Annotated in this window: 23 protein-coding genes; 12 read left to right on the forward strand and 11 right to left on the reverse strand. The window is 60.7% G+C overall.

The window, feature by feature from the left end; all coding sequences use genetic code 11:
• Positions 1–407: 407 nt before the first annotated feature.
• The 3 genes from clpX to BSY16_RS07900 form a co-directional block, all read right to left on the reverse strand.
• On the reverse strand, positions 408–1,685 hold the full coding sequence (gene clpX, locus BSY16_RS07890; RefSeq protein WP_069059145.1) for an ATP-dependent Clp protease ATP-binding subunit ClpX: 1,278 nt from the start codon (positions 1,683–1,685) through the stop codon (positions 408–410).
• 266 nt (positions 1,686–1,951) lie between these two features.
• Complete coding sequence (locus BSY16_RS07895) at positions 1,952–2,317, reverse strand: MmcQ/YjbR family DNA-binding protein (protein WP_069061438.1); 366 nt, start codon at positions 2,315–2,317, stop codon at positions 1,952–1,954.
• 40 nt (positions 2,318–2,357) lie between these two features.
• Entirely contained in the window at positions 2,358–2,990 is a 633-nt protein-coding gene (locus tag BSY16_RS07900; protein WP_069059146.1) for an ATP-dependent Clp protease proteolytic subunit, read from the reverse strand.
• Between the two features lie 275 nt (positions 2,991–3,265).
• Here BSY16_RS07900 and ggt point away from each other — a divergent pair, with 275 nt between their 5' ends.
• The 3 genes from ggt (at position 3,266) to BSY16_RS31370 (ending at position 7,264) form a co-directional block, all read left to right on the forward strand.
• Positions 3,266–5,020: a gamma-glutamyltransferase gene (gene ggt, locus BSY16_RS07905; RefSeq protein WP_069059147.1), complete on the forward strand. Its 1,755-nt coding sequence runs from the start codon at positions 3,266–3,268 to the stop codon at positions 5,018–5,020.
• Between the two features lie 64 nt (positions 5,021–5,084).
• Positions 5,085–6,335 (forward strand): cytochrome P450, encoded by a 1,251-nt coding sequence (locus BSY16_RS07910; protein WP_069059148.1) that lies wholly within the window; start codon positions 5,085–5,087, stop codon positions 6,333–6,335.
• A 149-nt stretch (positions 6,336–6,484) separates the two neighbouring features.
• Complete coding sequence (locus BSY16_RS31370) at positions 6,485–7,264, forward strand: TIR domain-containing protein (RefSeq protein ID WP_083242856.1); 780 nt, start codon at positions 6,485–6,487, stop codon at positions 7,262–7,264.
• Positions 7,265–7,765: 501 nt separating this feature from the next.
• Here BSY16_RS31370 and BSY16_RS07915 read toward each other — a convergent pair.
• From BSY16_RS07915 to BSY16_RS07930, 4 genes are all read right to left on the reverse strand, one after another.
• Positions 7,766–8,110, reverse strand: coding sequence for a cupin domain-containing protein (locus tag BSY16_RS07915; RefSeq protein WP_069059149.1), 345 nt, complete (start codon positions 8,108–8,110; stop codon positions 7,766–7,768).
• Positions 8,111–8,167: 57 nt separating this feature from the next.
• Positions 8,168–9,451, reverse strand: coding sequence for an O-acetylhomoserine aminocarboxypropyltransferase (locus tag BSY16_RS07920; protein WP_069059150.1), 1,284 nt, complete (start codon positions 9,449–9,451; stop codon positions 8,168–8,170).
• Between the two features lie 115 nt (positions 9,452–9,566).
• Positions 9,567–9,995 carry a CoA-binding protein gene (locus BSY16_RS07925; protein ID WP_069059151.1) on the reverse strand — a complete coding sequence of 143 codons (429 nt, stop codon included), beginning with the start codon at positions 9,993–9,995 and terminating at the stop codon, positions 9,567–9,569.
• A gap of 65 nt (positions 9,996–10,060) precedes the next feature.
• A complete protein-coding gene (locus BSY16_RS07930; RefSeq protein WP_069059152.1) occupies positions 10,061–10,498 on the reverse strand; it encodes a CoA-binding protein in 438 nt (145 codons plus the stop codon).
• Positions 10,499–10,746: 248 nt separating this feature from the next.
• Here BSY16_RS07930 and BSY16_RS07935 point away from each other — a divergent pair, with 248 nt between their 5' ends.
• Positions 10,747–11,583, forward strand: a complete 837-nt coding sequence (locus BSY16_RS07935) for an EamA family transporter (protein ID WP_069059153.1) — start codon at positions 10,747–10,749, stop codon at positions 11,581–11,583.
• Positions 11,584–11,587: 4 nt separating this feature from the next.
• On the opposite strand, the gene BSY16_RS07940 is transcribed toward BSY16_RS07935, so the two are convergent.
• On the reverse strand, positions 11,588–11,788 hold the full coding sequence (locus BSY16_RS07940) for a hypothetical protein (protein ID WP_069061439.1): 201 nt from the start codon (positions 11,786–11,788) through the stop codon (positions 11,588–11,590).
• Between the two features lie 32 nt (positions 11,789–11,820).
• A complete protein-coding gene (locus tag BSY16_RS07945; RefSeq protein ID WP_069059154.1) occupies positions 11,821–12,642 on the reverse strand; it encodes an enoyl-CoA hydratase in 822 nt (273 codons plus the stop codon).
• 141 nt (positions 12,643–12,783) lie between these two features.
• Here BSY16_RS07945 and BSY16_RS07950 point away from each other — a divergent pair, with 141 nt between their 5' ends.
• The 3 genes from BSY16_RS07950 to rpsI all read left to right on the forward strand — a co-directional run bounded on the left by BSY16_RS07950 (position 12,784) and on the right by rpsI (position 14,389).
• Complete coding sequence (locus tag BSY16_RS07950; protein ID WP_069059155.1) at positions 12,784–13,215, forward strand: PaaI family thioesterase; 432 nt, start codon at positions 12,784–12,786, stop codon at positions 13,213–13,215.
• 230 nt (positions 13,216–13,445) lie between these two features.
• Positions 13,446–13,910 (forward strand): 50S ribosomal protein L13, encoded by a 465-nt coding sequence (gene rplM / locus BSY16_RS07955; protein WP_069059156.1) that lies wholly within the window; start codon positions 13,446–13,448, stop codon positions 13,908–13,910.
• Between the two features lie 2 nt (positions 13,911–13,912).
• Entirely contained in the window at positions 13,913–14,389 is a 477-nt protein-coding gene (gene rpsI, locus BSY16_RS07960; RefSeq protein ID WP_069059157.1) for a 30S ribosomal protein S9, read from the forward strand.
• 77 nt (positions 14,390–14,466) lie between these two features.
• Here rpsI and BSY16_RS07965 read toward each other — a convergent pair whose 3' ends face one another.
• Positions 14,467–15,384, reverse strand: coding sequence for a DMT family transporter (locus BSY16_RS07965; protein WP_069059158.1), 918 nt, complete (start codon positions 15,382–15,384; stop codon positions 14,467–14,469).
• Positions 15,385–15,469: 85 nt separating this feature from the next.
• Between BSY16_RS07965 and BSY16_RS07970 the strand changes: the two genes are divergently transcribed.
• The 4 genes from BSY16_RS07970 to BSY16_RS07985 all read left to right on the forward strand — a co-directional run bounded on the left by BSY16_RS07970 (position 15,470) and on the right by BSY16_RS07985 (position 18,911).
• Positions 15,470–15,949: an Lrp/AsnC family transcriptional regulator gene (locus BSY16_RS07970; RefSeq protein WP_069059159.1), complete on the forward strand. Its 480-nt coding sequence runs from the start codon at positions 15,470–15,472 to the stop codon at positions 15,947–15,949.
• Positions 15,950–16,054: 105 nt separating this feature from the next.
• The gene (gene speB / locus BSY16_RS07975; RefSeq protein WP_069059160.1) at positions 16,055–17,008 is read left to right on the forward strand and encodes an agmatinase; all 954 of its coding nucleotides are present in this window, start codon (positions 16,055–16,057) and stop codon (positions 17,006–17,008) included.
• 131 nt (positions 17,009–17,139) lie between these two features.
• Positions 17,140–18,072 carry an N-acetyl-gamma-glutamyl-phosphate reductase gene (gene argC, locus BSY16_RS07980; protein WP_069059161.1) on the forward strand — a complete coding sequence of 311 codons (933 nt, stop codon included), beginning with the start codon at positions 17,140–17,142 and terminating at the stop codon, positions 18,070–18,072.
• On the forward strand, positions 18,069–18,911 hold the full coding sequence (locus BSY16_RS07985) for an aminoglycoside phosphotransferase family protein (RefSeq protein ID WP_069059162.1): 843 nt from the start codon (positions 18,069–18,071) through the stop codon (positions 18,909–18,911). Before argC ends, BSY16_RS07985 begins: the two co-directional genes overlap by 4 nt.
• 6 nt (positions 18,912–18,917) lie before the next feature.
• Here the strand turns inward: BSY16_RS07985 and BSY16_RS07990 are convergent, their stop codons facing one another.
• A complete protein-coding gene (locus tag BSY16_RS07990; protein ID WP_069059163.1) occupies positions 18,918–20,009 on the reverse strand; it encodes a COX15/CtaA family protein in 1,092 nt (363 codons plus the stop codon).
• Positions 20,010–20,210: 201 nt separating this feature from the next.
• Between BSY16_RS07990 and BSY16_RS07995 the strand changes: the two genes are divergently transcribed.
• Entirely contained in the window at positions 20,211–20,429 is a 219-nt protein-coding gene (locus BSY16_RS07995) for a DUF2842 domain-containing protein (protein ID WP_069059164.1), read from the forward strand.
• The last annotated feature ends 1 nt before the right edge of the window (position 20,430 follow it).

Here is a 20,430-nt window from a genome sequence, read left to right on the forward strand (position 1 = left end):
TTCAAACGTCCCGTTTCCGGGAACCGGTCCTGTCGGCGCTAAAAGCATAACGGGCCGGCGATCTTTTCCATCCACAAGTGGCGTGCGGTTAACACTTTTTCAAGCCCGGCAACGGAGTGCCCCACCCCGTGTCGGGCCAGACGAACCAACGGAAGGAAGTGTAGTCTTCCGCGCTGTTGCGGAACTTGCGGCCTTCCCCCGGCCTGTCGCCGGAGCATACGCAAAACAGAATCGAAGTCTTCCATCTTCGCCCGCAACGCATCGTTTCGCAACGTCTTACATACACGGCAGGTTCGGCATCATGCCTCCTTCACCCGCCAGCGGCCAGTCACGAAATGTCGCGAGTTGACCACAAACGAAAAGACCCGCCGGGGCGGGTCCTTCCTGAAGCGACAGAGGCGACACGATCAGGCCGAGACGTTGGCCTTCTCGTCGGAGCGCTCCGAGTAGATGTACAGCGGGCGGGCAGAGCCCTTGACCACTTCATCCGAGATGACGACTTCCCGCACGCCTTCGAGCGTCGGAAGCTCGAACATCGTGTCGAGCAGGATCTTCTCCATGATCGAGCGCAGGCCGCGCGCACCAGTCTTGCGGATGATGGCGCGCTTGGCGATCTCGCGCAGCGCGTCCTCGTGGAAGGTCAGTTCCACGTCTTCCATCTCGAACAGGCGCTGGTACTGCTTGATCAACGCGTTCTTCGGCTCGGACAGGATCTGGATCAGTGCATCCTCGTCGAGGTCTTCCAGCGTCGCCAGAACCGGCAGACGGCCGATGAATTCCGGGATGAGGCCGAACTTCACCAGATCTTCCGGCTCCAGTTCGCGCAGGACTTCGCCGACGCGGCGATCTTCCGGCGAACGAACCTGTGCGCCAAAACCGATCGAGGTCTTTTCGCCGCGCGCCGAGATGATCTTGTCGAGGCCGGCAAACGCACCGCCGCAGATGAACAGGATGTTCGTCGTGTCGACCTGCAGGAATTCCTGCTGCGGGTGCTTGCGGCCGCCCTGCGGCGGTACAGAAGCGACCGTGCCTTCCATGATCTTCAGCAGCGCCTGCTGCACGCCCTCGCCCGAAACGTCACGGGTGATGGACGGGTTGTCGGACTTGCGCGAGATCTTGTCGACTTCGTCGATATAGACGATGCCGCGCTGCGCGCGCTCGACATTGTAGTCGGCCGACTGCAGGAGCTTCAGGATGATGTTTTCGACGTCCTCGCCGACGTAACCGGCTTCGGTCAGCGTCGTGGCGTCGGCCATGGTGAAGGGCACGTCGATGATGCGGGCGAGCGTCTGCGCAAGATAGGTCTTGCCGCAGCCGGTCGGGCCGACCAGCATGATGTTGGACTTCGCCAGCTCCACGTCCGAGCCCTTGGCGGAATGCGCCAGGCGCTTGTAGTGGTTGTGCACCGCGACCGACAGGATGCGCTTCGCCTGCTGCTGGCCGATGACATATTCGTCGAGGACCTTGATGATGTCCTGGGGCGTGGGAACGCCATCACGGGACTTGACCATCGAGGTCTTGTTCTCTTCGCGGATGATGTCCATGCACAATTCGACGCATTCATCGCAGATGAATACGGTCGGTCCGGCGATGAGTTTCCGGACTTCGTGCTGGCTCTTTCCGCAGAAAGAGCAATACAGGGTATTCTTGGAGTCGCCGCCGTTGCTGCCGCTGACCTTGCTCATATCACTTTCCTTCCAGCACGCCGCTCATCTCCCGGAAGATGGCCGGACCACTCAAACCGCCCTTACAGATAGCGCTTGCGCGCTCTTCAAAGGCTCCAGGGGCACTGACCGGACCGGGACCAAGCCCGTGAAACCGGTCGCAACGCATTCCCCGCTTAAACACCGAATGCTAGACTGTCACAAATCAACATAGCATTAACGGCCAATATTACCGGCTTTATGGCGCTGATAAAGCCCCGCGATCATTACAAATCACACGATTGCGTTCATTCGCGCTTTAAGCCAAGATCAGCGCGCGCCTTGCGCGTCAACTTGGCCGCAACCAAACCGTGACTTTCTCTTAGATAGTCACACAAGGCCGCGTCGTCCACTGATTCGCCCGTTTGCCGCTGAATCCACTTCATTCCGCGCGAAGCGAGATAGGGTGCCGGACGGCACCCCGGCTGCTCGCGCAGGATATCGAACGCAAGCTCCGATACCTTGAAGGTGACCCCCAGCAACTCCTTTTCGCTCCATCCGGCGACGGCGAAAACCTTGTCGCCGACCTTCCAGACATGCGCCCCGCCCCATTGCACGACATGTGACGTGGCAGGGAGCGAAGCGCAGAAAGCGTTGTATTCGTCGAGCGTCATGGCATCCCGAAGCGTGGAGCGTTGCATCGAACCGCGATGCTTACGCCCCTTCCGCGCCCTCGATCGCCTCGCGGCTCGTGATGACGCGGTCGACCAGACCCCAGTCCTTCGCCTCGTCAGCGCTCATGAAGTGGTCGCGATCAAGCGTCTGCTCGACTTCCTCATAGGTGCGGCCGCAATGCTTGACGTAAATCTCGTTCAGCTTGCGCTTCATCTTGATGATGTCGCGGGCATGGCGCTCGATGTCGGACGCCTGACCGGAGAACCCGCCGGACGGCTGGTGCACCATGATGCGGGCGTTCGGCGTGGCAAAGCGCATGTCCTTGTGGCCGGCGGCGAGCAGCAGCGAACCCATCGATGCGGCCTGGCCGATGCAGAGCGTCGACACGGCCGGCTTGATGAACTGCATCGTGTCATAGATCGCCATGCCCGACGTGACGACGCCGCCCGGCGAGTTGATGTAGAGCGCGATTTCCTTCTTCGGGTTTTCGGCCTCGAGGAAAAGCAGCTGTGCGCAGACGAGTGTCGCGATGTGATCTTCGACGGGACCCGTCAAGAAGATGATACGTTCCTTGAGGAGACGCGAATAAATGTCGTAGGAACGCTCGCCGCGGTTGGTCTGCTCGACGACCATCGGCACCAGAGCCATGGCGGTATCTACGGGATTTCTCATATCAATCCTTCATCGGTGTGGCCCTGAACCCCTTCGCCAAGCGTTGGGAATCAGCAAGTTTCATCTTCCCTACATAGAGTGTCAGGGTAGCGGACTTCAAGACGGACGCGCGTTTTGCGGCGCTCTATGCCAGAATGCGGTTAATCGGTGCGACGTGGAGCCATGATTTCCACAACCGCGCTGCCGGCACGGTAAAGAAAGCGTGAATCCCGCGCTGCCCCGCATCTGCCGTTTTCGAATGCCCGCACTATATTCTCCACCTATCGGAGGCAACCATGACACTACGAACTCTTGCAGCCCTCGGGCTTGTTTTCCTGACCGCGACGGGCGCTTCAGCCCAGCAGGCCTCGGATAGCGTTGCACCCGAGCGCGCAACCGGCCTCGCCGCCGCCAAAGTCGTGACGGCGAAGGAGCATATGGTGGCGGCCGCCCATCCGCTGGCGGCGGAGGCCGGCGAAAAGGTCCTTGCCGAAGGCGGCAGCGCGATCGACGCCATGATTGCCGTCCAGACCGTGCTCGGCCTCGTCGAGCCGCAGTCCTCCGGCCTCGGCGGCGGGGCCTTCCTTCTCTATTACGATGCCGGCGCCAAGCGCATCACTACACTCGATGGCCGCGAGACCGCGCCGATGGAGGCGACACCGAAACTCTTCCTGTATGAGACGGGCCAGCCCCTCAAATTCTTCGATGCCGTCGTCGGCGGGCGTTCGGTCGGTACGCCCGGCACCGTCATGCTGATGCAGGAGGCGCACAACCGCTGGGGCCGCAAGGCGTGGAAAAGTCTCTTCGCATCGGCAGAGGGGCTTGCCCGCGATGGCTTTGCCGTCTCGCCGCGCCTTGCCAAACTGATCGCCGCGGAAGGCGACAAGCTGAAGACCTTCGAAACGACGACCTCCTATTTCTTCGGCGCCGACGGCGCGCCATTGAAGGCCGGCACCATCCTCAAGAACCCCGCCTATGCCGAAACGCTCTCTGCAATTGCGCAAGGCGGGGCTTCGGCGTTCTACACCGGCCCGATTGCCGATGCGATCGTCGATACCGTGCGCATGTCCGGCAAGAATGCCGGCGTGCTCTCGCTCGCCGACCTCGCCAATTACCGCGTCGAGGAACGGCGCCCCGTCTGCATCGACTATCGCGCGCTCGACATCTGCGGCATGGGACCGCCCTCCTCCGGTGCAGTCGCCATCGGCCAGATGCTCGGCATGTTGGAGAATTTCGACCTGAAGGCGCTCGGCAGGGACAATCCGGAAAGCTGGCGGCTGATCGGCGATGCCCAGCGCCTGGCCTTCGCCGACCGCGAACGCTACCTCGCCGACACGGATTTCGTGCCCATCCCGGTCAAGGGGCTCATCGACAAAACCTATCTCGGCGAACGGGCCAAGCTGCTCGATGGCGACAAGGCGCTTGGCGACGATGCGGTGACATCAGGCAAACCGGAATGGGACCACGCCTTCAACTTCGGCCGCGACGCGGCCATCGAACTGCCCTCCACCAGCCATTTCGTCATCGTCGACAAGGACGGCAACGTCGTCTCGATGACCACGACCATCGAAAACGGTTTTGGCTCACGGCTGATGACCGGTGGTTTCCTGCTCAACAACGAACTCACCGACTTCTCCTTCAAGACCCATGACGACGGCGTGCCCGTTGCCAACCGTGTCGAGCCGGGAAAACGCCCGCGCTCCTCCATGTCGCCGACGATCGTGCTGAAGGACGGCAAACCGCTTTTGGCCATCGGCTCGCCCGGTGGCAGCCAGATCATCGGCTATGTCGCGCAGGCACTGATCGCCCATATCGACTGGGGCATGGATGTCGGAGAGATTGTCGCCATGCCGCACCTCATCAACCGTTTCGGCCCCTACGACCTCGAAGCCGGCACCGACGCCGAAAAACTCGCCGAACCGCTGAAGGCCCTCGGTTATGAGGTGAAGGTGGGCGAGATGAATTCGGGCCTGCACGCCATCGAACTTTCCGCAGATGGCCTCAAGGGGGCCGCCGATCCGCGCCGCGAAGGTATCGCCATCGGAAAATGATGCGGCTGTTGACCACGAGATCGTCGCGCTTTCACGGCGCGACGAAATCCGCTAGGTCATCTCCATGACGACGACAGATTTTCCCTTCCTCTCCATCGATCCCGCGAGCCGCCGCGTCTCCCTCGACGGCCGCAATCCTGATTTCTACCGCGATCCGAACCCGGTCTATGCGGCGCTGCATGCGCACTGTCCCACCTTCTGGTGGGAAGAGCAGAAGATGTGGTATTTCACCGGCTACGACCATGTAAACGGCCTGCTGCGCGACCGCCGCTTTGGCCGGCAGATCCTGCATGTGGCGACGCGCGAAGAACTCGGTATGCCCGAGCCACAGGCGCATCTCGCGCATTTCGATGCGGCGGAAGCCTGGTCGCTGCTGGAGCTTGAACCGCCGGAACACACGCGGCTGCGCACGCTCGTCAACCGCGCCTTCGTCTCGCGCATAATCGACCGGCTGACGCCGGAAATCACCGACCTCTGCCACCAGGCGATCGACCGTTTCGAGAAGGACGGCAAGGTCGAACTGCTATCCGCCTTCGCCGATATCCTGCCGGTGACGATGATTGCCCGCATGATCGGGATTCCGGACGAGATGGGGCCGCAGCTGCTGAAATGGTCGCATGCCTATGTGCGCATGTACATGTTCGGCCGCACGCCGGAGGACGAACTTAACGCCGACAAGGCGGCGCAGGAGTTTTCCGACTATGTGCGCAGCGTGATCGCCGAGCGCCGGGCAGAGCCACGCGACGACCTGCTCTCGCACATGGTGCACACCGAGCACCGCGGCCAGCTTTTGACCGAGGACGAGCTGATCTCCACCACCATCGTGCTGCTCAACGCCGGCCACGAGGCGACGGTGCACCAGATCGGCAATGCCGTGCGCACCATCCTCGAAAACAATGCCGACCCGGCTTTGCTCTTTGCCGACGAAAAGTCGACGGAACGAACGGTGGAGGAATGCCTGCGCATTTCCGCCCCGGTGCACATCTTCGATCGTTTCGCGCTGGAGGACGTCGAGCTCGACGGCATCCAGTTCCGGCGTGGCGACAAGGTGGCGATGATCCTCGCCGCCGCCAATCTCGATCCGAAGAAGTTTTCCGATCCGCTCGTCTTCAAACCGGCTCGCAACGAGGGTGTCAACCTCTCCTTCGGTGCCGGCATCCATTTCTGCATCGGCGCGCCGCTTGCCCGGCTGGAGCTGAACATCGCGCTGCCGATCCTCTTCCAGCGCCTGCCGCGGCTCAAGATCGCGAAAAAGCCCGTGGTCAAGGATGTCTACCATTTCCACGGGCTCGAGACGCTGAAGCTAGAATGGTGACGACGCTTACAGGCTTTGGGAGCAGTGCGTAAACATATGCCCACCCAAGCTCAGCCCAAAAACTCGAATTTGTGAAAATATTTATTGTCATAAACAGAAAAAATACTGAATATTCCTCACGCAAAAATTAATCGCGCTGCAGGATATAGATGTATCACTTAAATGAGAAAATCTTCATTGTCTGGGGCGGAAATCAGGAACTCGCTAAAAGCGTTGCCAGAAGGCTTAGTGGATCATCTATAGATACGATCGTTGGCGGCAATTCCCAGAGCATAGATGATAATTATTTCCTTGGCCCGCGTGTAATAGAACAGATGAATTCTGCCAGCCGCGCAATAATTCTGGCAGAACCGGCTCAGGATATTACCGGGCGATATTATTTTCGCGAAAACCTCATGTTTGAGTGGGGATACCTTATAAACAGATTACCAAAAGGAGCAATTACGGTATATATTATCGGAGCGGACAGGAATTCCCTCCCTTCCGATCTCCAAGGAGCCAACACAGAAGTTTGCCCAACCCTAATAAAAGGCATTCCGAAGCTCGCCTCTTGGATTTGCAAAGACTACAAGTCCAATAAAATTATCGATGAAAACTTCTCAGCTTTTGATTTGCTAATAAATTGGCCATCATGGCGGGCATTTTTTTATAATCAGATAAACAACACGGAATCTCCCAGGCCAAACCTATTCAAGAGAGCTCTTCTTACATCTTACCTTCCTGCATACTACTCTGAAGATATAGAATTTTATGAAAAAATACTTTCAATACTTAACAGTAGCCGAGAGCAAGTTGATCCGTATTTGATATTAGCCCACAATATCGCCCAATACATGAAGCTTAGCAGGCGCAGATCTCCACCGTTTAATCGTGGAGACTTCAATGACTTGAAGCGGCATAGCTCTCCAATCATAAAGAGCGGTTTTTAAGCGCGGTCGCGCTAAATTTCATGGGTCTCTGCCTACGGAATGAAGGATTTCTCGAGCAAGAATCGAAAAATTCAGCTGAAGGAGAAAGATTAATACATTATGCGCTCGATCGCTTTAACAAATCTTTAAATATATTTAAACAGATAAAGATAAATGAAAACACAAGAAATCTTTGGATATCAGGAATCCTTTCAAGCAAAGCTAAATGCTACGAATACCTATCGCAGAAAAACGAAGCAATATTATGCTACGAAGAAGCCGAGGTGTATCGCAGAAGAATATACTCACAGATATCTTTCGCACAACCTACAACCATATATCAAAATTTCTTGGCAGAGTCATATATTCATAAAATCAGGCTTGCACGACTTAAGGGCACCAATGATAGCGAAGAAGTTAAAGATACCATCAAAGAGATAGAGAATAAGCGACAACGAATTGACGGGTACCTCTGGACCGTTGTCAATGACGAGCTTGAGCAATTACGCCGCCCGCCAACGACTACGATATAATAACGTAATCCTTGCGAGTCGTTTCAACGACTTCCCAGCTCCCCTTGAAGCCAGGTCTCAGGATCAGGCGGTCGCCGGCCTTGAGAGTGAAGACCTCGCCTTCGTCGGAGGTGACGATCGAGTGGCCTTCGAGGATGTGGAAATACTCCCACTCGTCATATTGGATGCGCCATTTGCCGGGCGACGACTGCCAGATGCCGGAATAGATGCCGCCATCGGCCTCCTCGATGTTCCAGCTGGTGAAGACGGGGTCGCCGGAAATCAACCGGTCCGCGGCCGGTTTGCCCACTTCAGGTTCGATGCCGGCAATGTCGAAGGGTTGCGCCTTGCTCATGATTTTGTCCGTTCAGTGAAGGAAAAACGGGCGGCCGCTACGGCCGCCCGGGAAGGATCAGGCCTTGGCCAGCGCCTGTTCGATATCGGCGATGATGTCGGCGACGTCCTCGATGCCGATCGACAGCCGCACGACATCCGGGCCGGCACCGGCTGCCACCTGCTGCTCTTCCGTGAGCTGGCGATGGGTCGTGGAGGCCGGGTGGATGACCAGCGAGCGCGTGTCGCCGATATTTGCCAGGTGCGAAAGCATTTCCAGCCCCTCGACGAAGCGCTTGCCCGATTCGTAGCCACCCTTCAGGCCGAAGGTAAAGACGGCGCCCGCGCCCTTCGGCGAATAGCGCTGCTGCTGGGCGTGGTTCGGATCGTCGTCGAGGCCGGCATAGGTGACCCAGGAGATCTTGTCATGCGCCTTCAGCCATTTGGCGACGGCGAGCGCATTGTCGCAATGGCGTTGCATCCTGAGCGGCAAAGTCTCGATACCGGTCAGGATCTGGAAGGCATTGAACGGCGAGATGGCGGGACCGAAGTCACGCAGGCCAAGCACGCGGCAGGCGATGGCAAAAGCGAAGTTGCCGAAGGTCGCATGCAGCACCACGCCGCCATATTCCGGCCGCGGCTCCGACAGCGCGGGGTATTTGCCGGAAGCCGTCCAATCGAACGTGCCGCCATCGACAATGACACCGCCCATGGAATTGCCGTGGCCGCCCATGAATTTCGTCAGCGAATGCACGACGATATCGGCGCCGTGTTCCAGCGGGCGAACGAGATAGGGCGTCGCCATCGTGTTGTCGACGATGAGCGGCAGGCCGTGGCGGTGCGCCACTTCAGCGATGCCGGCGATGTCGACGAAGGTGCCGCCGGGATTGGCCAGGCTCTCGATGAAGATCGCCTTGGTCCGGTCGTCGATCTGGCTTTCGAAGGAGGAAAGGTCACTGGTATCGGCCCAGCGCACCTGCCAGTCGAAACTCTTGAAGGCATTGCCGAACTGGTTGATCGAGCCGCCATAGAGCTGGCGGGCCGAAATGAAATTGTCGCCTGGACGCATGATCGTGTGGAAGACCAGGAGCTGTGCGGCATGGCCGGAGGCGACGGCGAGTGCTGCCGTGCCGCCTTCCAGCGCCGCGACGCGCTCTTCGAGCACGGCCTGCGTGGGGTTCATAATGCGCGTGTAGATATTGCCGAAAGCCTGCAGGCCGAACAGCGAGGCGGCGTGGTCCGTGTCGTTGAAAACGAAGCTGGTGGTCTGGTAGATCGGCGTCGCGCGCGCACCGGTCGTCGGGTCCGGCTGTGCGCCGGCGTGGACGGCGAGCGTGGAAAATCCGGGTTTATTCTTCGTCATGAAATGGCCTCCCTGGCTAAAGTCGGCGCACTATTTCAGAGCGATAAGAGCCGGTCAAAGAAAGATTTTCTGGAAAAGGACAGCAGCGACAATCCGTCTTGCGCGCCGGAAAACTTCACGCGACGAGGCGCGGATATTCGATGGCCGGGCAGCGATCCATCACCACCTTGATGCCCGCCGCCTCCGCTGTTGCGGCAGCCGCATCGTGACGCACGGAGAGCTGCCCCCATATCGCCTTTGGCAGCGGGTCCAGCGCCAACGCCTCCGCGACAACCGACGGCAGCGCATCCGCCGCGCGAAAAACGTCGACCAGATCGATCGGCTCGACGATATCAGCAAGGCGCGCGACGACGGGCTGGCCAAGGATTTCCTTGCCGGCCTGACCGGGATTGACCGGAATGACGCGGTAGCCCTTTCGCAACAGGAAAGCCATGACGCGATGGCTGGGCCGTTCCGGGTTCGGTGACGCACCGACAAGCGCGATGACCTTCGTCGAGCGCAGGATGTCGGCGATATAATAGTCCGGATAGGAATCGTGATTCATGGTGCTTTCCCGTTTCTCGTGGGAGAATTGGGGTAACGCAACGTGAAGTCAATGTTTGACGACCGTCAGGACGCCTTGAGCATCAGCACCGGATACTCCGTCACCGGGCAGCGATCCATCACGACCTGCAGGCCGGCAGCCTCCGCGCGGGCGGCAGCCGCATCGTCGCGCACGGTGAACTGGCCCCAGAGCACGGAGGGCAGCGGGCGAAGGGCCAAAACCTCGTCGACCACCGCACCCAGCTGGTTCGCAGCCCGGAAGACATCGACCATATCGATCGGTTCGGGAATATCGGCGAGATGGGCATAGACGGTCTGCCCGAGGATGGTTTTGCCGGCATGGCCCGGATTGACCGGAATGACGCGGTAGCCCTTGCCGAGCAGGAAGCCCATCACGCCGTGGCTCGGGCGCCCGTCGTTCGGCGATGCGCCGAGTACGGCGATCGTGTGAACCGATTTCAGGATGTGGCGGATGTAGCTGTCGGCATAGTGATCGTGGTTCATCGCTGCCTCCTCCGGCGTTCGCGACCGTCTCTCACTTGTCTTGCAAGTTGTAGTCTAGCGCAGAACCTTAAAGAAGACGACTGTGTTTATACGCGGCCCCGGGGAGAAACTGTTCCGTTTCGGGCCAGTTATCACGGAATTTGCCGTCCGGATCACAAGATTTGCTGGAAATCCCGATTGCAAATCCCGGCCGTTGGGCAGATGAAGGGCGCTTCTTCCGCCTGTGCCTTCCTCCTCGAGGTTCCAGATTGCCGCTAGACGTTCTCTTTCTCGTGCTGTTCGGCGCGGCCTTGCATGCGACCTGGAATGCCCTCGTCAAATCCGGCACGGACAAGTCGCTCGATGCCGCGATGGTCTCGCTCGGCGGCGGCATGGTGGGCCTCGCCTTCCTTGCCTTCGTGCCGCTGCCCCATCCGGATACCTGGCCGTTCATCCTGACGTCGGCCGTCCTGCAGTTCGCCTATTTCCAGCTCGTCGCGGCCGCCTACCGGGCGGGCGACATCGGCCTCGTCTATCCGCTGATGCGTGGCGCTGCACCGCTATTGGTCGCCACCACGAGCGGTTTCATTCTTGGCGAACATCTCACGCCCACCGCCATGGCTGGCGTCCTGGTCATCTCCGCGGGTGTCTTGACGCTGGCCTTCGAGTCCCGACATGGCAGCCGGCGCGCCATCGTCTATGCGCTGGCGAACGCCGCCGTCATCGCCACCTATACCTTCGTGGACGGCGCGGGCGCGCGCGTCTCCGGCAACGCTGTCTCCTATACGCTGTGGATGTCGCTGCTGCCCCCTATCCTGCTTTTCAGCTGGGCAATCCTTCGGCGCGGCAGCCGCCCGGTCTGGAACCATGTCCGTCACAACTGGGCACGCGGCCTGTTCGGCGGCGCCGGTTCCATCGCTTCCTATGGCCTCGCGCTCTGGGCGATGACCAAAGCGCCCGTCGCGACCGTCGCCGCGCTGCGCGAAACCGCCATCCTCTTCGCCCTCCTTATCTCGGTCTTCATTCTCAAGGAGAAGGCCAGCATCTGGCGCTATATTGCCGGTGCGGTGATTGCGGTGGGCGTGCTGGTGCTGAAGCTGGCGTGAGCGGTTACTTGAAGCCGAATTCTGTCTTCATGATTTCGAAAAGCTGACGCGCGCCATCTTCGTCCAACTGGATCACCTGGCTCGGTTTGCCCGCTTCCTGGCGACCGGGTCGGCCATAGGTCGATATCTGCATCAACTTTCCTCCCTCACCGTCTTGGACAAAGAGTTTGGCCTCAACCTCATCGTGAAGCTGAAGACGGTCCATTTGATCTCGTTGGAAACGTGCAATCCTCGCCATTATGTCTGCCCCCATTCCGGCATGCGCTTGCCAAGAAAGGCGCCAATGCCCTCCCGCGCATCATCGGCGAACATGTTGTCCACCATCGTCGCGACGGCGATGTCGTAGGCCTCTGCCGGCGGCAGGCCGGCCTGGGCGCGGAAGGCGGCCTTGCCGATGCGCAGCGCCTGCGGTGACTTCGAGGCAATGACGGCGGCGTATTTGTCGACGACCTGGCGGAGATATTGCTGCGGCACGATGCGGTTGACGAGACCGAAATCCTTGGCGGTCGAGGCGTCTATGGTCTCGCCAGTGAGCAGCATCTCCATCGCCTGCTTGGGGCGGGCGGCGCGGGTGACGGCAACCATCGGCGTCGAGCAGAACAGGCCGATATTGACGCCCGGCGTACAGAAGGTCGAGGTGTCGGTGCAGATGGCAAGATCGCAGCTTGCAACGAGCTGGCAGCCCGCAGCCGTCGCAAGGCCGTCGATCTCCGCCACCACGGGCTGCGGCAGCGCGGCGATTTTCAGCATGATATCCGCCGCCATGCGCATGGTCTTCTCGAAGAAGGCGCGGCCGCCATCTGCGTCGTTACGGCGTGCGGTCATTTCCTTGAGGTCGTGGCCGGCGGAGAAGACTTTTCCCGTCGAGGCCAGCACGACGATGCGAATGGCCTCGTCATTGGCGACGGCGTCCAGCGCCTCCCCCAGCGCCTCCATGACGGCGATGGAGAGGGCGTTGGCGGGCGGGTTGTTGAGTGTGATCCGCAGGATCGGCTCGTAGCGCTCGACCCGCAACAGCCCTGCGGGCTCCTCTTTCCTGAACGATACCACATCCGCCATGACCGGCCTCCTTCGCTGCTCTCTTTCCCTTGGTCCTACGCCCGGCCGCAAATGGTTTCAAGCGCGGCGGCATAGACTTTGAGAGGGCTTGCCGCGGCCAGCAAATCGGTCTGTAACACCCACGACAGGAGACGAGAGCCAATGAAACTGACGCCGGTCATGGATGCGGAAGCGCTAAACCGCTTCCTTGAAACCGATTTTCCGCAAATTCATACCGACGGCAAGGTCTTCGACGTCAACACGGTCGGCCCCGGCATGGTCGTCATGCGGCTCGTTCCAAACGAGCGGCACCTGCGTCCCGGCGGCACGATCTCCGGCCCCACCCTGTTCGCGCTTGCCGACGTGGCGGCCTATTGCGTGGTGCTCGCCCATATCGGCCCGGTGGCGCTTGCCGTCACCACCAACCTCAACATCAACTTCCTGCGCAAACCCAAACCCGGCCCCCTCTCCTGCACCTGCCGGATTCTCAAGCTTGGCAAACGGCTGGCAGTGGTGGAGGCGTCCATTTTCGACGAAAATGGCGACGATCTGGTGGCCCATGCCACCGCGACCTATTCGATTCCGCCGCGATAATGTGTGGTATCAAAATACCTCTTTCGTAACGCATTGTTTTTGCTTATTTATCTTTAGTGCCAGCCAAATCGCATCCCTTGACGCACTATCGGCTCTCGCTTATAAGCCGCTCCAGATCGCGGTCCTCAGGGGCCGCGTTCGATTTTTGGCATCCGCAAGGGGCCAAACCAAGCAACAAGAAACGCCCAAGCCCCACAAGGCTTCGGGACTCTAAAGAAAGAGCTACTCCCATGGGAACCTTCGTACAGAAGCCCGCCGAGGTAGAGAAGAAGTGGATCCTCATCGACGCCGAAGGCCTCGTTGTCGGTCGCCTCGCTACCCTCATCGCAAACCGCCTGCGCGGCAAGCATAAGGCCACCTTCACGCCCCACGTCGACGACGGTGACAACATCATCGTTATCAACGCCGACAAGGTCGTCTTCACCGGCAAGAAGTACTCCGACAAGACGTACTACTGGCACACCGGTTACCCGGGCGGCATCAAGGAGCGCACGGCTCGCCAGATCATCGAAGGCCGCTTCCCGGAGCGCGTTCTCGAGAAGGCTGTTGAGCGCATGGTTCCGCGCGGCCCGCTCGGCCGTCGCCAGATGAAGAACCTGCGTGTCTACGCCGGCTCCAACCACCCGCATGAAGCCCAGCAGCCCGTCACCCTCGACGTCGCCAAGCTGAACAGCAAGAACACAAGGAGCGCCTGATAATGGCCGACCTCTCCTCGCTCAAGGACCTCGGCGTCGCTGCCGCAGCTCCCGCTGCCTCCGCCCCGGTTCACGTCAAGAAGGTTGACGCCCAGGGCCGTTCCTACGCCACCGGCAAGCGCAAGGACGCTGTTGCCCGCGTGTGGGTCAAGCCGGGTTCCGGCAAGATCACCGTCAACGGCAAGTCGTTCGAAGCTTACTTCGCCCGTCCGGTTCTGCAGATGATCCTGCAGCAGCCGATCATCGCGGCTGCCCGTGATGGCCAGTTCGACATCGACGCGACCGTCGCTGGCGGCGGTCTGTCCGGCCAGGCCGGTGCCGTTCGTCACGGCATCTCCAAGGCACTGACCTACTTCGAGCCGGGCCTGCGTCCGGTCCTCAAGAAGGGCGGCTTCCTGACCCGCGACTCGCGCGTCGTCGAGCGCAAGAAGTACGGCCGTGCGAAGGCACGCCGTTCGTTCCAGTTCTCCAAGCGTTAATCGCTCGGAAGACTTGTTCTTCAGGAAAGGCCGGGGTTCGCCCCGGCCTTTTCGTTTTTCGGCCTGGTTTCCCGGCGCTACGGGCAAGCAACGCACGGCCTGCTGAAGAGAAGAATTGCCGCCGTGACACCAGCGAGCTGCAGCAGCGCTCCTGTCCATTCGGCAGCATCGGGCCAGCGCATTTCGAACAGAAAGCCATAAGCCAGACCGAACACGGTTTCCGCGACGATGAGTTGCGCAGCCAGTGCTAGCGGCAATCGGCCTGAAGCGATGACCCAACAAAACGTGGCGACCCACGATCCCGCAAGGCCCATCAGCAAAGCCCAGGCGAGAAAGTTTGCCATCTCGGCACTTGCGATGTCCTGCGTCGAGAACGACGTCAAAGGCAGGAGCATCATGCTGCCGATCGCAGCTCCAATCCCCTGCACACCCGTCCAGTGCACACCATCGGGCGCATCCGGGGCGGACATGACGGCCGCATTGGCGAGGCCGTAGATGATCCAGACCACAAGCGCGATTGATGCGGCAAGGACGCCGAGCAGGACGGCCTCGCGCCCCTCCTGCCCGGCCGCCTCGATCACCGACATATTGACGACGGCCACGCCCGCGACGATCAACCCCAGGGGAGAAGCGAGCGAGCGCCACGGGACGGAGCGATCCCGCCAGTTCGCAATGAGCGCCAACAGCACCGGCATGGTGCCGATGACGAGCGGTGGAACAGCCGCCCCCGCCAGTTTCACCGCATAGGCAGCGGCGACGAAATATCCCACATATCCCACACCGCCCAGAAGCAGGCCGACCAGCCAGCGCCTCGCCGCGAGACCGCGAGGCCGGAAGCGCGGGTGAAGCATGAACAGCACGGAAGCCATGCCGAAAATCCCGTACCGTGCGACCGTCAGGTCGAAGGTGGAAAAGGGATCCACGGCGCGAGGCGCAATGAACGTCAATCCCCACAACGCGCATGTTGTGAGGCCGGCAAGAATACCAATCAGCATGGGTCACTCCTATGACGCACGATCATGGAGGGTGAAAGGTACGAATTCCATGGATAAGCAAAGGTGAAATGGCTATCCTGGCATCATGTCCAGCTCAAAAACCCCTCACGGCCTTCAATCCGGAAAGTCTCAGATTGATGGGGCCGATTCTCGCATACTGACTGCGCTCGACGCCGATTCGCGGCTGTCCATGAGCGAGCTGGCCCGGCTCATCGGCATGTCGGCGCCCGCCGTGTCGGAACGGGTGCGCAAGCTGGAGGCCAGCGGCGCCATACGGTCCTTCACACTCGACGTGGACGTGCGCGCCCTCGGTTATCAGATCCGGGCCATGGTGCGCATCCGGCCGCTGCCTGGAAAGCTGCACGTGGTGGAGAAACTGATCCAGGACACCCCGCAATTCATAGAATGCGACAAGATCACCGGCGACGACCCGTTTCTCGCTCGCCTCGTCGTGCATTCGATAGAGGAGATGGATGACGTCCTGGAGGCTCTTTCGGACCATGCCGTGACCAGCACGGCCGTTATCAAGGGAACATCCGTCGCCAGGCGCCTGCCACCCCTGTGACCATGGCCACCCTCTTTTCTTTTCAGTGACGGGGCTTGCCGTCGTGCCGGCATTTTGCTGAAACAGCATATCCCTCCAAGGGCGACAGCAAACGGGAACCTCATCGTGGCCAACAAGACGATCGATCATGCCATCACCGCCAAGACGCTGAAGAGCGCTGCCTCGGACCCCACCCATGCAGGCATTCTCTCCTTCATGCGCCGGCGCTACAGCAAGGTCTTGAAGGATGTCGATGCGGTCGTCTGGGGCATTCCCTTCGATGCCGCAACGTCCAACCGCCCGGGCACGCGATTCGGGCCACAGGCGATCCGCCGCGCCTCGGCGATCATGGACAACGATCCACAATATCCCTTCGAGCGCGACCTCTTCGAGGACATGGCCGTCATCGACTACGGCGATTGCCTGCTCGACTACGGCAACCACCAGAAGACGCCGGCAACGATCGAGCGCGAGGCGAAGAAGATCCTGAAATCCGGCGCCTATATGCTGACGCTCGGCGGCGACCATTTCATCACGCTGCCGCTTTTGCGCGCGCACGCGGAAAAATACGGCCCTCTCTCGCTCGTGCAGTTCGATGCCCACCAGGATACCTGGGCCGATGAAAAGGGCCGTATCGACCACGGCTCCTTCGTCGGTACTGCCGTGCGCGAGGGCCTGATCGATGCCGAAACGTCGATCCAGATCGGTATCCGCACCCATGCGCCGGAGGATTGCGGCATCCGCATTCTCTATGGCTACGATGTCGAAGAGATGAGCGCCGCCGAGATCGCCGATGCGATCGTCCACCATGTCGGCGACAGGGCGACCTACCTCACCTTCGATATCGATTGCCTCGACCCGGCTTTCGCGCCCGGCACCGGCACCCCGGTCTCCGGCGGCCCCTCGAGCGCCCGCATCCTCTCGGTCCTGCGTAAGCTCGGCGCGCTGAACATCGTCGGCTCGGACGTCGTCGAGGTCGCGCCCGCCTACGACCACGCGGATATCACCGCCATCGCCGCCTCCAACATCGCCATGTACATGCTGGGCCTTCACGCCGAGACGCTGGCGGAGCGACGCTGACGGCGCGGCATTGAATGCGACTGGTCGAGGGTCTATATCGGGCCGCGAAATCTCTTTTCCGCACGTCCGGACGCAAAACCGTTGCATAGTTTTGCTGGAATGCTGGAAGCACTGGCAGGATTGGATTGCAGATGAAACCGAAGATCTTCATCGATGGCGAACACGGCACGACAGGCCTGCAGATCCGCACGCGCATGGCCGGCCGCAACGATGTCGAGCTGCTCTCCATCCCGGAAGCCGAACGCCGCAATGCGCAATTGCGCGAAGACCTGCTCAACAGCGCCGACGTCGCGATCCTCTGCCTGCCGGACGATGCGGCCAAGGAAGCCGTGGCCATGGTTTCCGGCAACAATTCCGTCCGCATCATCGACACCTCGACAGCGCACCGCGTCGACCCGAACTGGGCCTATGGCTTCGCCGAAATGGACCACGATCAGCCGAAGAAGATCGCGGATGCGCGTTATGTCGCCAATCCGGGCTGCTACCCGACCGGTGCGATCGGCCTGCTGCGCCCGCTGCGGCTCGCCGGCATCCTGCCGGAAGACTACCCGGTCACGGTCAACGCCGTTTCCGGCTACACGGGTGGCGGCAAGCAGATGATCGCGCAGATGGAGGATGCCGGGCACCCGGAGCATATCGATTCGCCGCACTTCCTCTACGGCCTGCCGCTGAAGCACAAGCATGTGCCAGAAATGCAGGTGCACGGCATGCTGTCGCGCGCACCGCTCTTCTCGCCCTCCGTCGGCAAGTTCGCGCAGGGCATGATCGTACAGGTTCCGCTCTATCTGGCAGACCTCAACGAGCACGCCTCGCTCGGCTCCATCCATGAGGCGCTGGCCGAGCACTATGCCGGCCAGGACATCGTCGCGGTCGTCGATCTCAAGGAAAGCGCCAACCTCGCCCGTGTCAACGCCGTGGAACTCGCCGATACGGATCGCATGAAGCTCTACGTCTTCGGCACCGCTGGTAGCCCCCACGTCAATCTCGTCGCCCTGCTCGACAATCTAGGCAAGGGCGCCTCGGGTGCGGCCGTGCAGAACATGGATCTGATGCTGAAGGGATGACGGGCAAACATCCGGTCTTCCCTATCGCGTGGCGCATCGAAAGTGCCGGTCTTATCGCCGACACTCCCGCCGGCAGCGTCTATGAAGCGACGCTTGCCGATGGCACGCGCGCGATCGTCAAGCATCTGAAACCGAAGGTCCTGGAAGACAGCCTACGTGGTGCAGATTTCCTTGATTGGCGGGATGGTGTCGGCTGCGTGAGGCTCCTTGCCCGCTCCGACGACATGCTGCTGATGGAACATGCCGGCACGACGACGCTGCGGGATCATTTGTTTTCCCACGGCGACGCGGACGCGACGCGCATCGCCGCCGCGGTGTTGCGAGACTATCATCGTCCGTCCGACACCCCGCCGCCGGCAAGCCTGCTTACACTCCCGCGCTATTTCTCGAGCCTGTTCGACAAGGCCGAACGGGATCACCGGGAGGGCGTCAAAGGTCCGTATTCGGAGGCGGCGGCCATCGCCGAGGCGCTGATCGCCGGCCAGCGGGATATCAAGCCGCTACACGGCGACCTTCACCACGAAAACATCGTGTCCGGCCCGCGCGGCTGGCTCATCATCGACCCGGCGGGACTGATCGGCGACCCGGCGCTCGATGTCGCCAACATGTTTTCCAACCCACTCGACCGTTTCGACCTCACCCGCGACGAGGAGAGAATCGCGGCGATGGCGGATATCTTCGCCGAAACGCTCGGCCGTGATGTCCGCACCATACTGCGCTACGGCTTTGCCTATGGCTGCCTGTCGGCAGCATGGCATGAGGAAGACGGAAACGAAAAAGATCGTGACGACGAACTTGCCGTTGCCGCGGCGGTCCGCAACGTCCTCATGCGCACCTGATCGCGATCAGTCGTCCGCCATGACCCGCGGATATTCTCCATAAAACCCGCGCCAATGCGCCATGGCAAAACCGAGCACGACCAGCGCACCGCCCTGGTGCGCGAGCGCCCAACCCAGCGGCACCTGCCAGATCAGCGTCAGAATGCCGATCGTCGCCTGAAGACAGACGAGGCCGAAGAGTACGAGCGCGCGGCGGGCATGCGTTGTCTCGGGGGCGGCGCGAAGCGACGAGATCATGTGAATGACGACGAGCGCGAAGAGCACATAGGCGCCGATGCGATGGACGAACTGCACGGTCTTCGGGTTTTCGAAGAGATTGATCCACCAGGGCTGCTGCACGAACAGGCCACCCGGCACCACGGCACCGTCCATCAGCGGCCAGGTATTGTAGGTGAGGCCGGCGTCGAGGCCGGCGACGAGCGCACCGAGATAAATCTGGAAGATCGCCATGCAGGCGATAATACCGGCCATGCGCCGGGACGTCGCGGTCGGCGCCGGATCGTCGCTGTGCGGCGAGAGCGCGCGCATCAGCCACGTCGTCCAGGCGAAGATCAGACAGGCGATGGTGAGGTGGGTTGCCAGCCGGTACTGGCTGACCGAGACGCGATCCGCCAGGCCGGAAGACACCATCCACCAGCCGATGAAGCCCTGAAAACCACCGAGCGCCAAAAGGCCGACCAAGGGCCAGCGGAGCTTCTTTTCGATGCGGCCGGTCAGCCAGAAGAAGGCGAGCGGCACGGCGAAGACGAAGCCGATGGAGCGCGCGATCAGCCGGTGTGCCCATTCCCACCAAAAGATCGTCTTGAACTCCTCGACGGTCATGTCCTTGTTGATCTGCTCATATTGCGGAATGCGCTTGTAGAGGTCGAATTCCTCCTGCCATTCCGTAGCCGTAATCGGCGGGATGACACCATGGATCGGCTTCCATTCGGTGATGGAGAGACCGGATTCGGTAAGCCGCGTCGCGCCGCCGACGAGCACCAGCACGAACAGCGTGAACAGCACGAAGCCCAGCCAGCGGCGCACCTGCCGACGATTGCGGTCGGTCCTGTCCGTGTCGTTCTGGCTGCGATATGCAGTCGCGGTCATGGCGCTCATTCCATCGGCTCCTTTTCCAAAGCGTCGGTTCGGCTGTCGCTTTGGCTAAATTTGCGCAGTTCCGGACGCAAAACCGCTCGCACGCTTTTACCGGACCTGCTCTGGCGTTGATTTGCCTGACCAGCCCGTGCAAAACAAGGCCCGAAGCTTTGCGGCATGCCGTCGCGCCCTTGCCAGCATGAAAGAATTGAAAGACCGACAATGCCCCCTCGCCTCAGAAAACTGATCGGCACGGTACTGATCATCATCCTCGTCCTCGTCTATGCGTTGGTCGCGACCACCGTCGCGGTTGCCACGCTGGGACAATCGCCCTGGTACATCCACCTGCTCTATTTCACGGTCACCGGTGTGCTGTGGATCCTGCCGGCCATGTTCATCATCAAATGGATGGAAAAGCCGGGCAAGCCGCGCGACGAGTAGG

The sequence above is a fragment of the Sinorhizobium sp. RAC02 genome, from assembly GCF_001713395.1.
Lineage (GTDB): Bacteria > Pseudomonadota > Alphaproteobacteria > Rhizobiales > Rhizobiaceae > Shinella.

What these genes read in the sequence shown, in the direction of transcription:
- BSY16_RS07915 (WP_069059149.1), bottom strand. Translation starts at nt 8,110, where the DNA reads ATGAGCAAGGCGCAACCCTTCGACATTGCCGGCATCGAACCTGAAGTG.
- BSY16_RS31370 (WP_083242856.1), top strand. Translation starts at nt 6,485, where the DNA reads ATGTATCACTTAAATGAGAAAATCTTCATTGTCTGGGGCGGAAATCAG.
- argC (WP_069059161.1), top strand. Translation starts at nt 17,140, where the DNA reads ATGAAACCGAAGATCTTCATCGATGGCGAACACGGCACGACAGGCCTG.
- BSY16_RS07950 (WP_069059155.1), top strand. Translation starts at nt 12,784, where the DNA reads ATGAAACTGACGCCGGTCATGGATGCGGAAGCGCTAAACCGCTTCCTT.
- BSY16_RS07900 (WP_069059146.1), bottom strand. Translation starts at nt 2,990, where the DNA reads ATGAGAAATCCCGTAGATACCGCCATGGCTCTGGTGCCGATGGTCGTC.
- BSY16_RS07895 (WP_069061438.1), bottom strand. Translation starts at nt 2,317, where the DNA reads ATGACGCTCGACGAATACAACGCTTTCTGCGCTTCGCTCCCTGCCACG.
- BSY16_RS07965 (WP_069059158.1), bottom strand. Translation starts at nt 15,384, where the DNA reads ATGCTGATTGGTATTCTTGCCGGCCTCACAACATGCGCGTTGTGGGGA.
- BSY16_RS07940 (WP_069061439.1), bottom strand. Translation starts at nt 11,788, where the DNA reads ATGGACCGTCTTCAGCTTCACGATGAGGTTGAGGCCAAACTCTTTGTC.
- BSY16_RS07945 (WP_069059154.1), bottom strand. Translation starts at nt 12,642, where the DNA reads ATGGCGGATGTGGTATCGTTCAGGAAAGAGGAGCCCGCAGGGCTGTTG.
- BSY16_RS07930 (WP_069059152.1), bottom strand. Translation starts at nt 10,498, where the DNA reads ATGAACCACGATCACTATGCCGACAGCTACATCCGCCACATCCTGAAA.
- BSY16_RS07995 (WP_069059164.1), top strand. Translation starts at nt 20,211, where the DNA reads ATGCCCCCTCGCCTCAGAAAACTGATCGGCACGGTACTGATCATCATC.
- BSY16_RS07910 (WP_069059148.1), top strand. Translation starts at nt 5,085, where the DNA reads ATGACGACGACAGATTTTCCCTTCCTCTCCATCGATCCCGCGAGCCGC.
- BSY16_RS07920 (WP_069059150.1), bottom strand. Translation starts at nt 9,451, where the DNA reads ATGACGAAGAATAAACCCGGATTTTCCACGCTCGCCGTCCACGCCGGC.
- clpX (WP_069059145.1), bottom strand. Translation starts at nt 1,685, where the DNA reads ATGAGCAAGGTCAGCGGCAGCAACGGCGGCGACTCCAAGAATACCCTG.
- BSY16_RS07925 (WP_069059151.1), bottom strand. Translation starts at nt 9,995, where the DNA reads ATGAATCACGATTCCTATCCGGACTATTATATCGCCGACATCCTGCGC.
- BSY16_RS07970 (WP_069059159.1), top strand. Translation starts at nt 15,470, where the DNA reads ATGTCCAGCTCAAAAACCCCTCACGGCCTTCAATCCGGAAAGTCTCAG.
- BSY16_RS07990 (WP_069059163.1), bottom strand. Translation starts at nt 20,009, where the DNA reads ATGAGCGCCATGACCGCGACTGCATATCGCAGCCAGAACGACACGGAC.
- rplM (WP_069059156.1), top strand. Translation starts at nt 13,446, where the DNA reads ATGGGAACCTTCGTACAGAAGCCCGCCGAGGTAGAGAAGAAGTGGATC.
- BSY16_RS07985 (WP_069059162.1), top strand. Translation starts at nt 18,069, where the DNA reads ATGACGGGCAAACATCCGGTCTTCCCTATCGCGTGGCGCATCGAAAGT.
- ggt (WP_069059147.1), top strand. Translation starts at nt 3,266, where the DNA reads ATGACACTACGAACTCTTGCAGCCCTCGGGCTTGTTTTCCTGACCGCG.
- rpsI (WP_069059157.1), top strand. Translation starts at nt 13,913, where the DNA reads ATGGCCGACCTCTCCTCGCTCAAGGACCTCGGCGTCGCTGCCGCAGCT.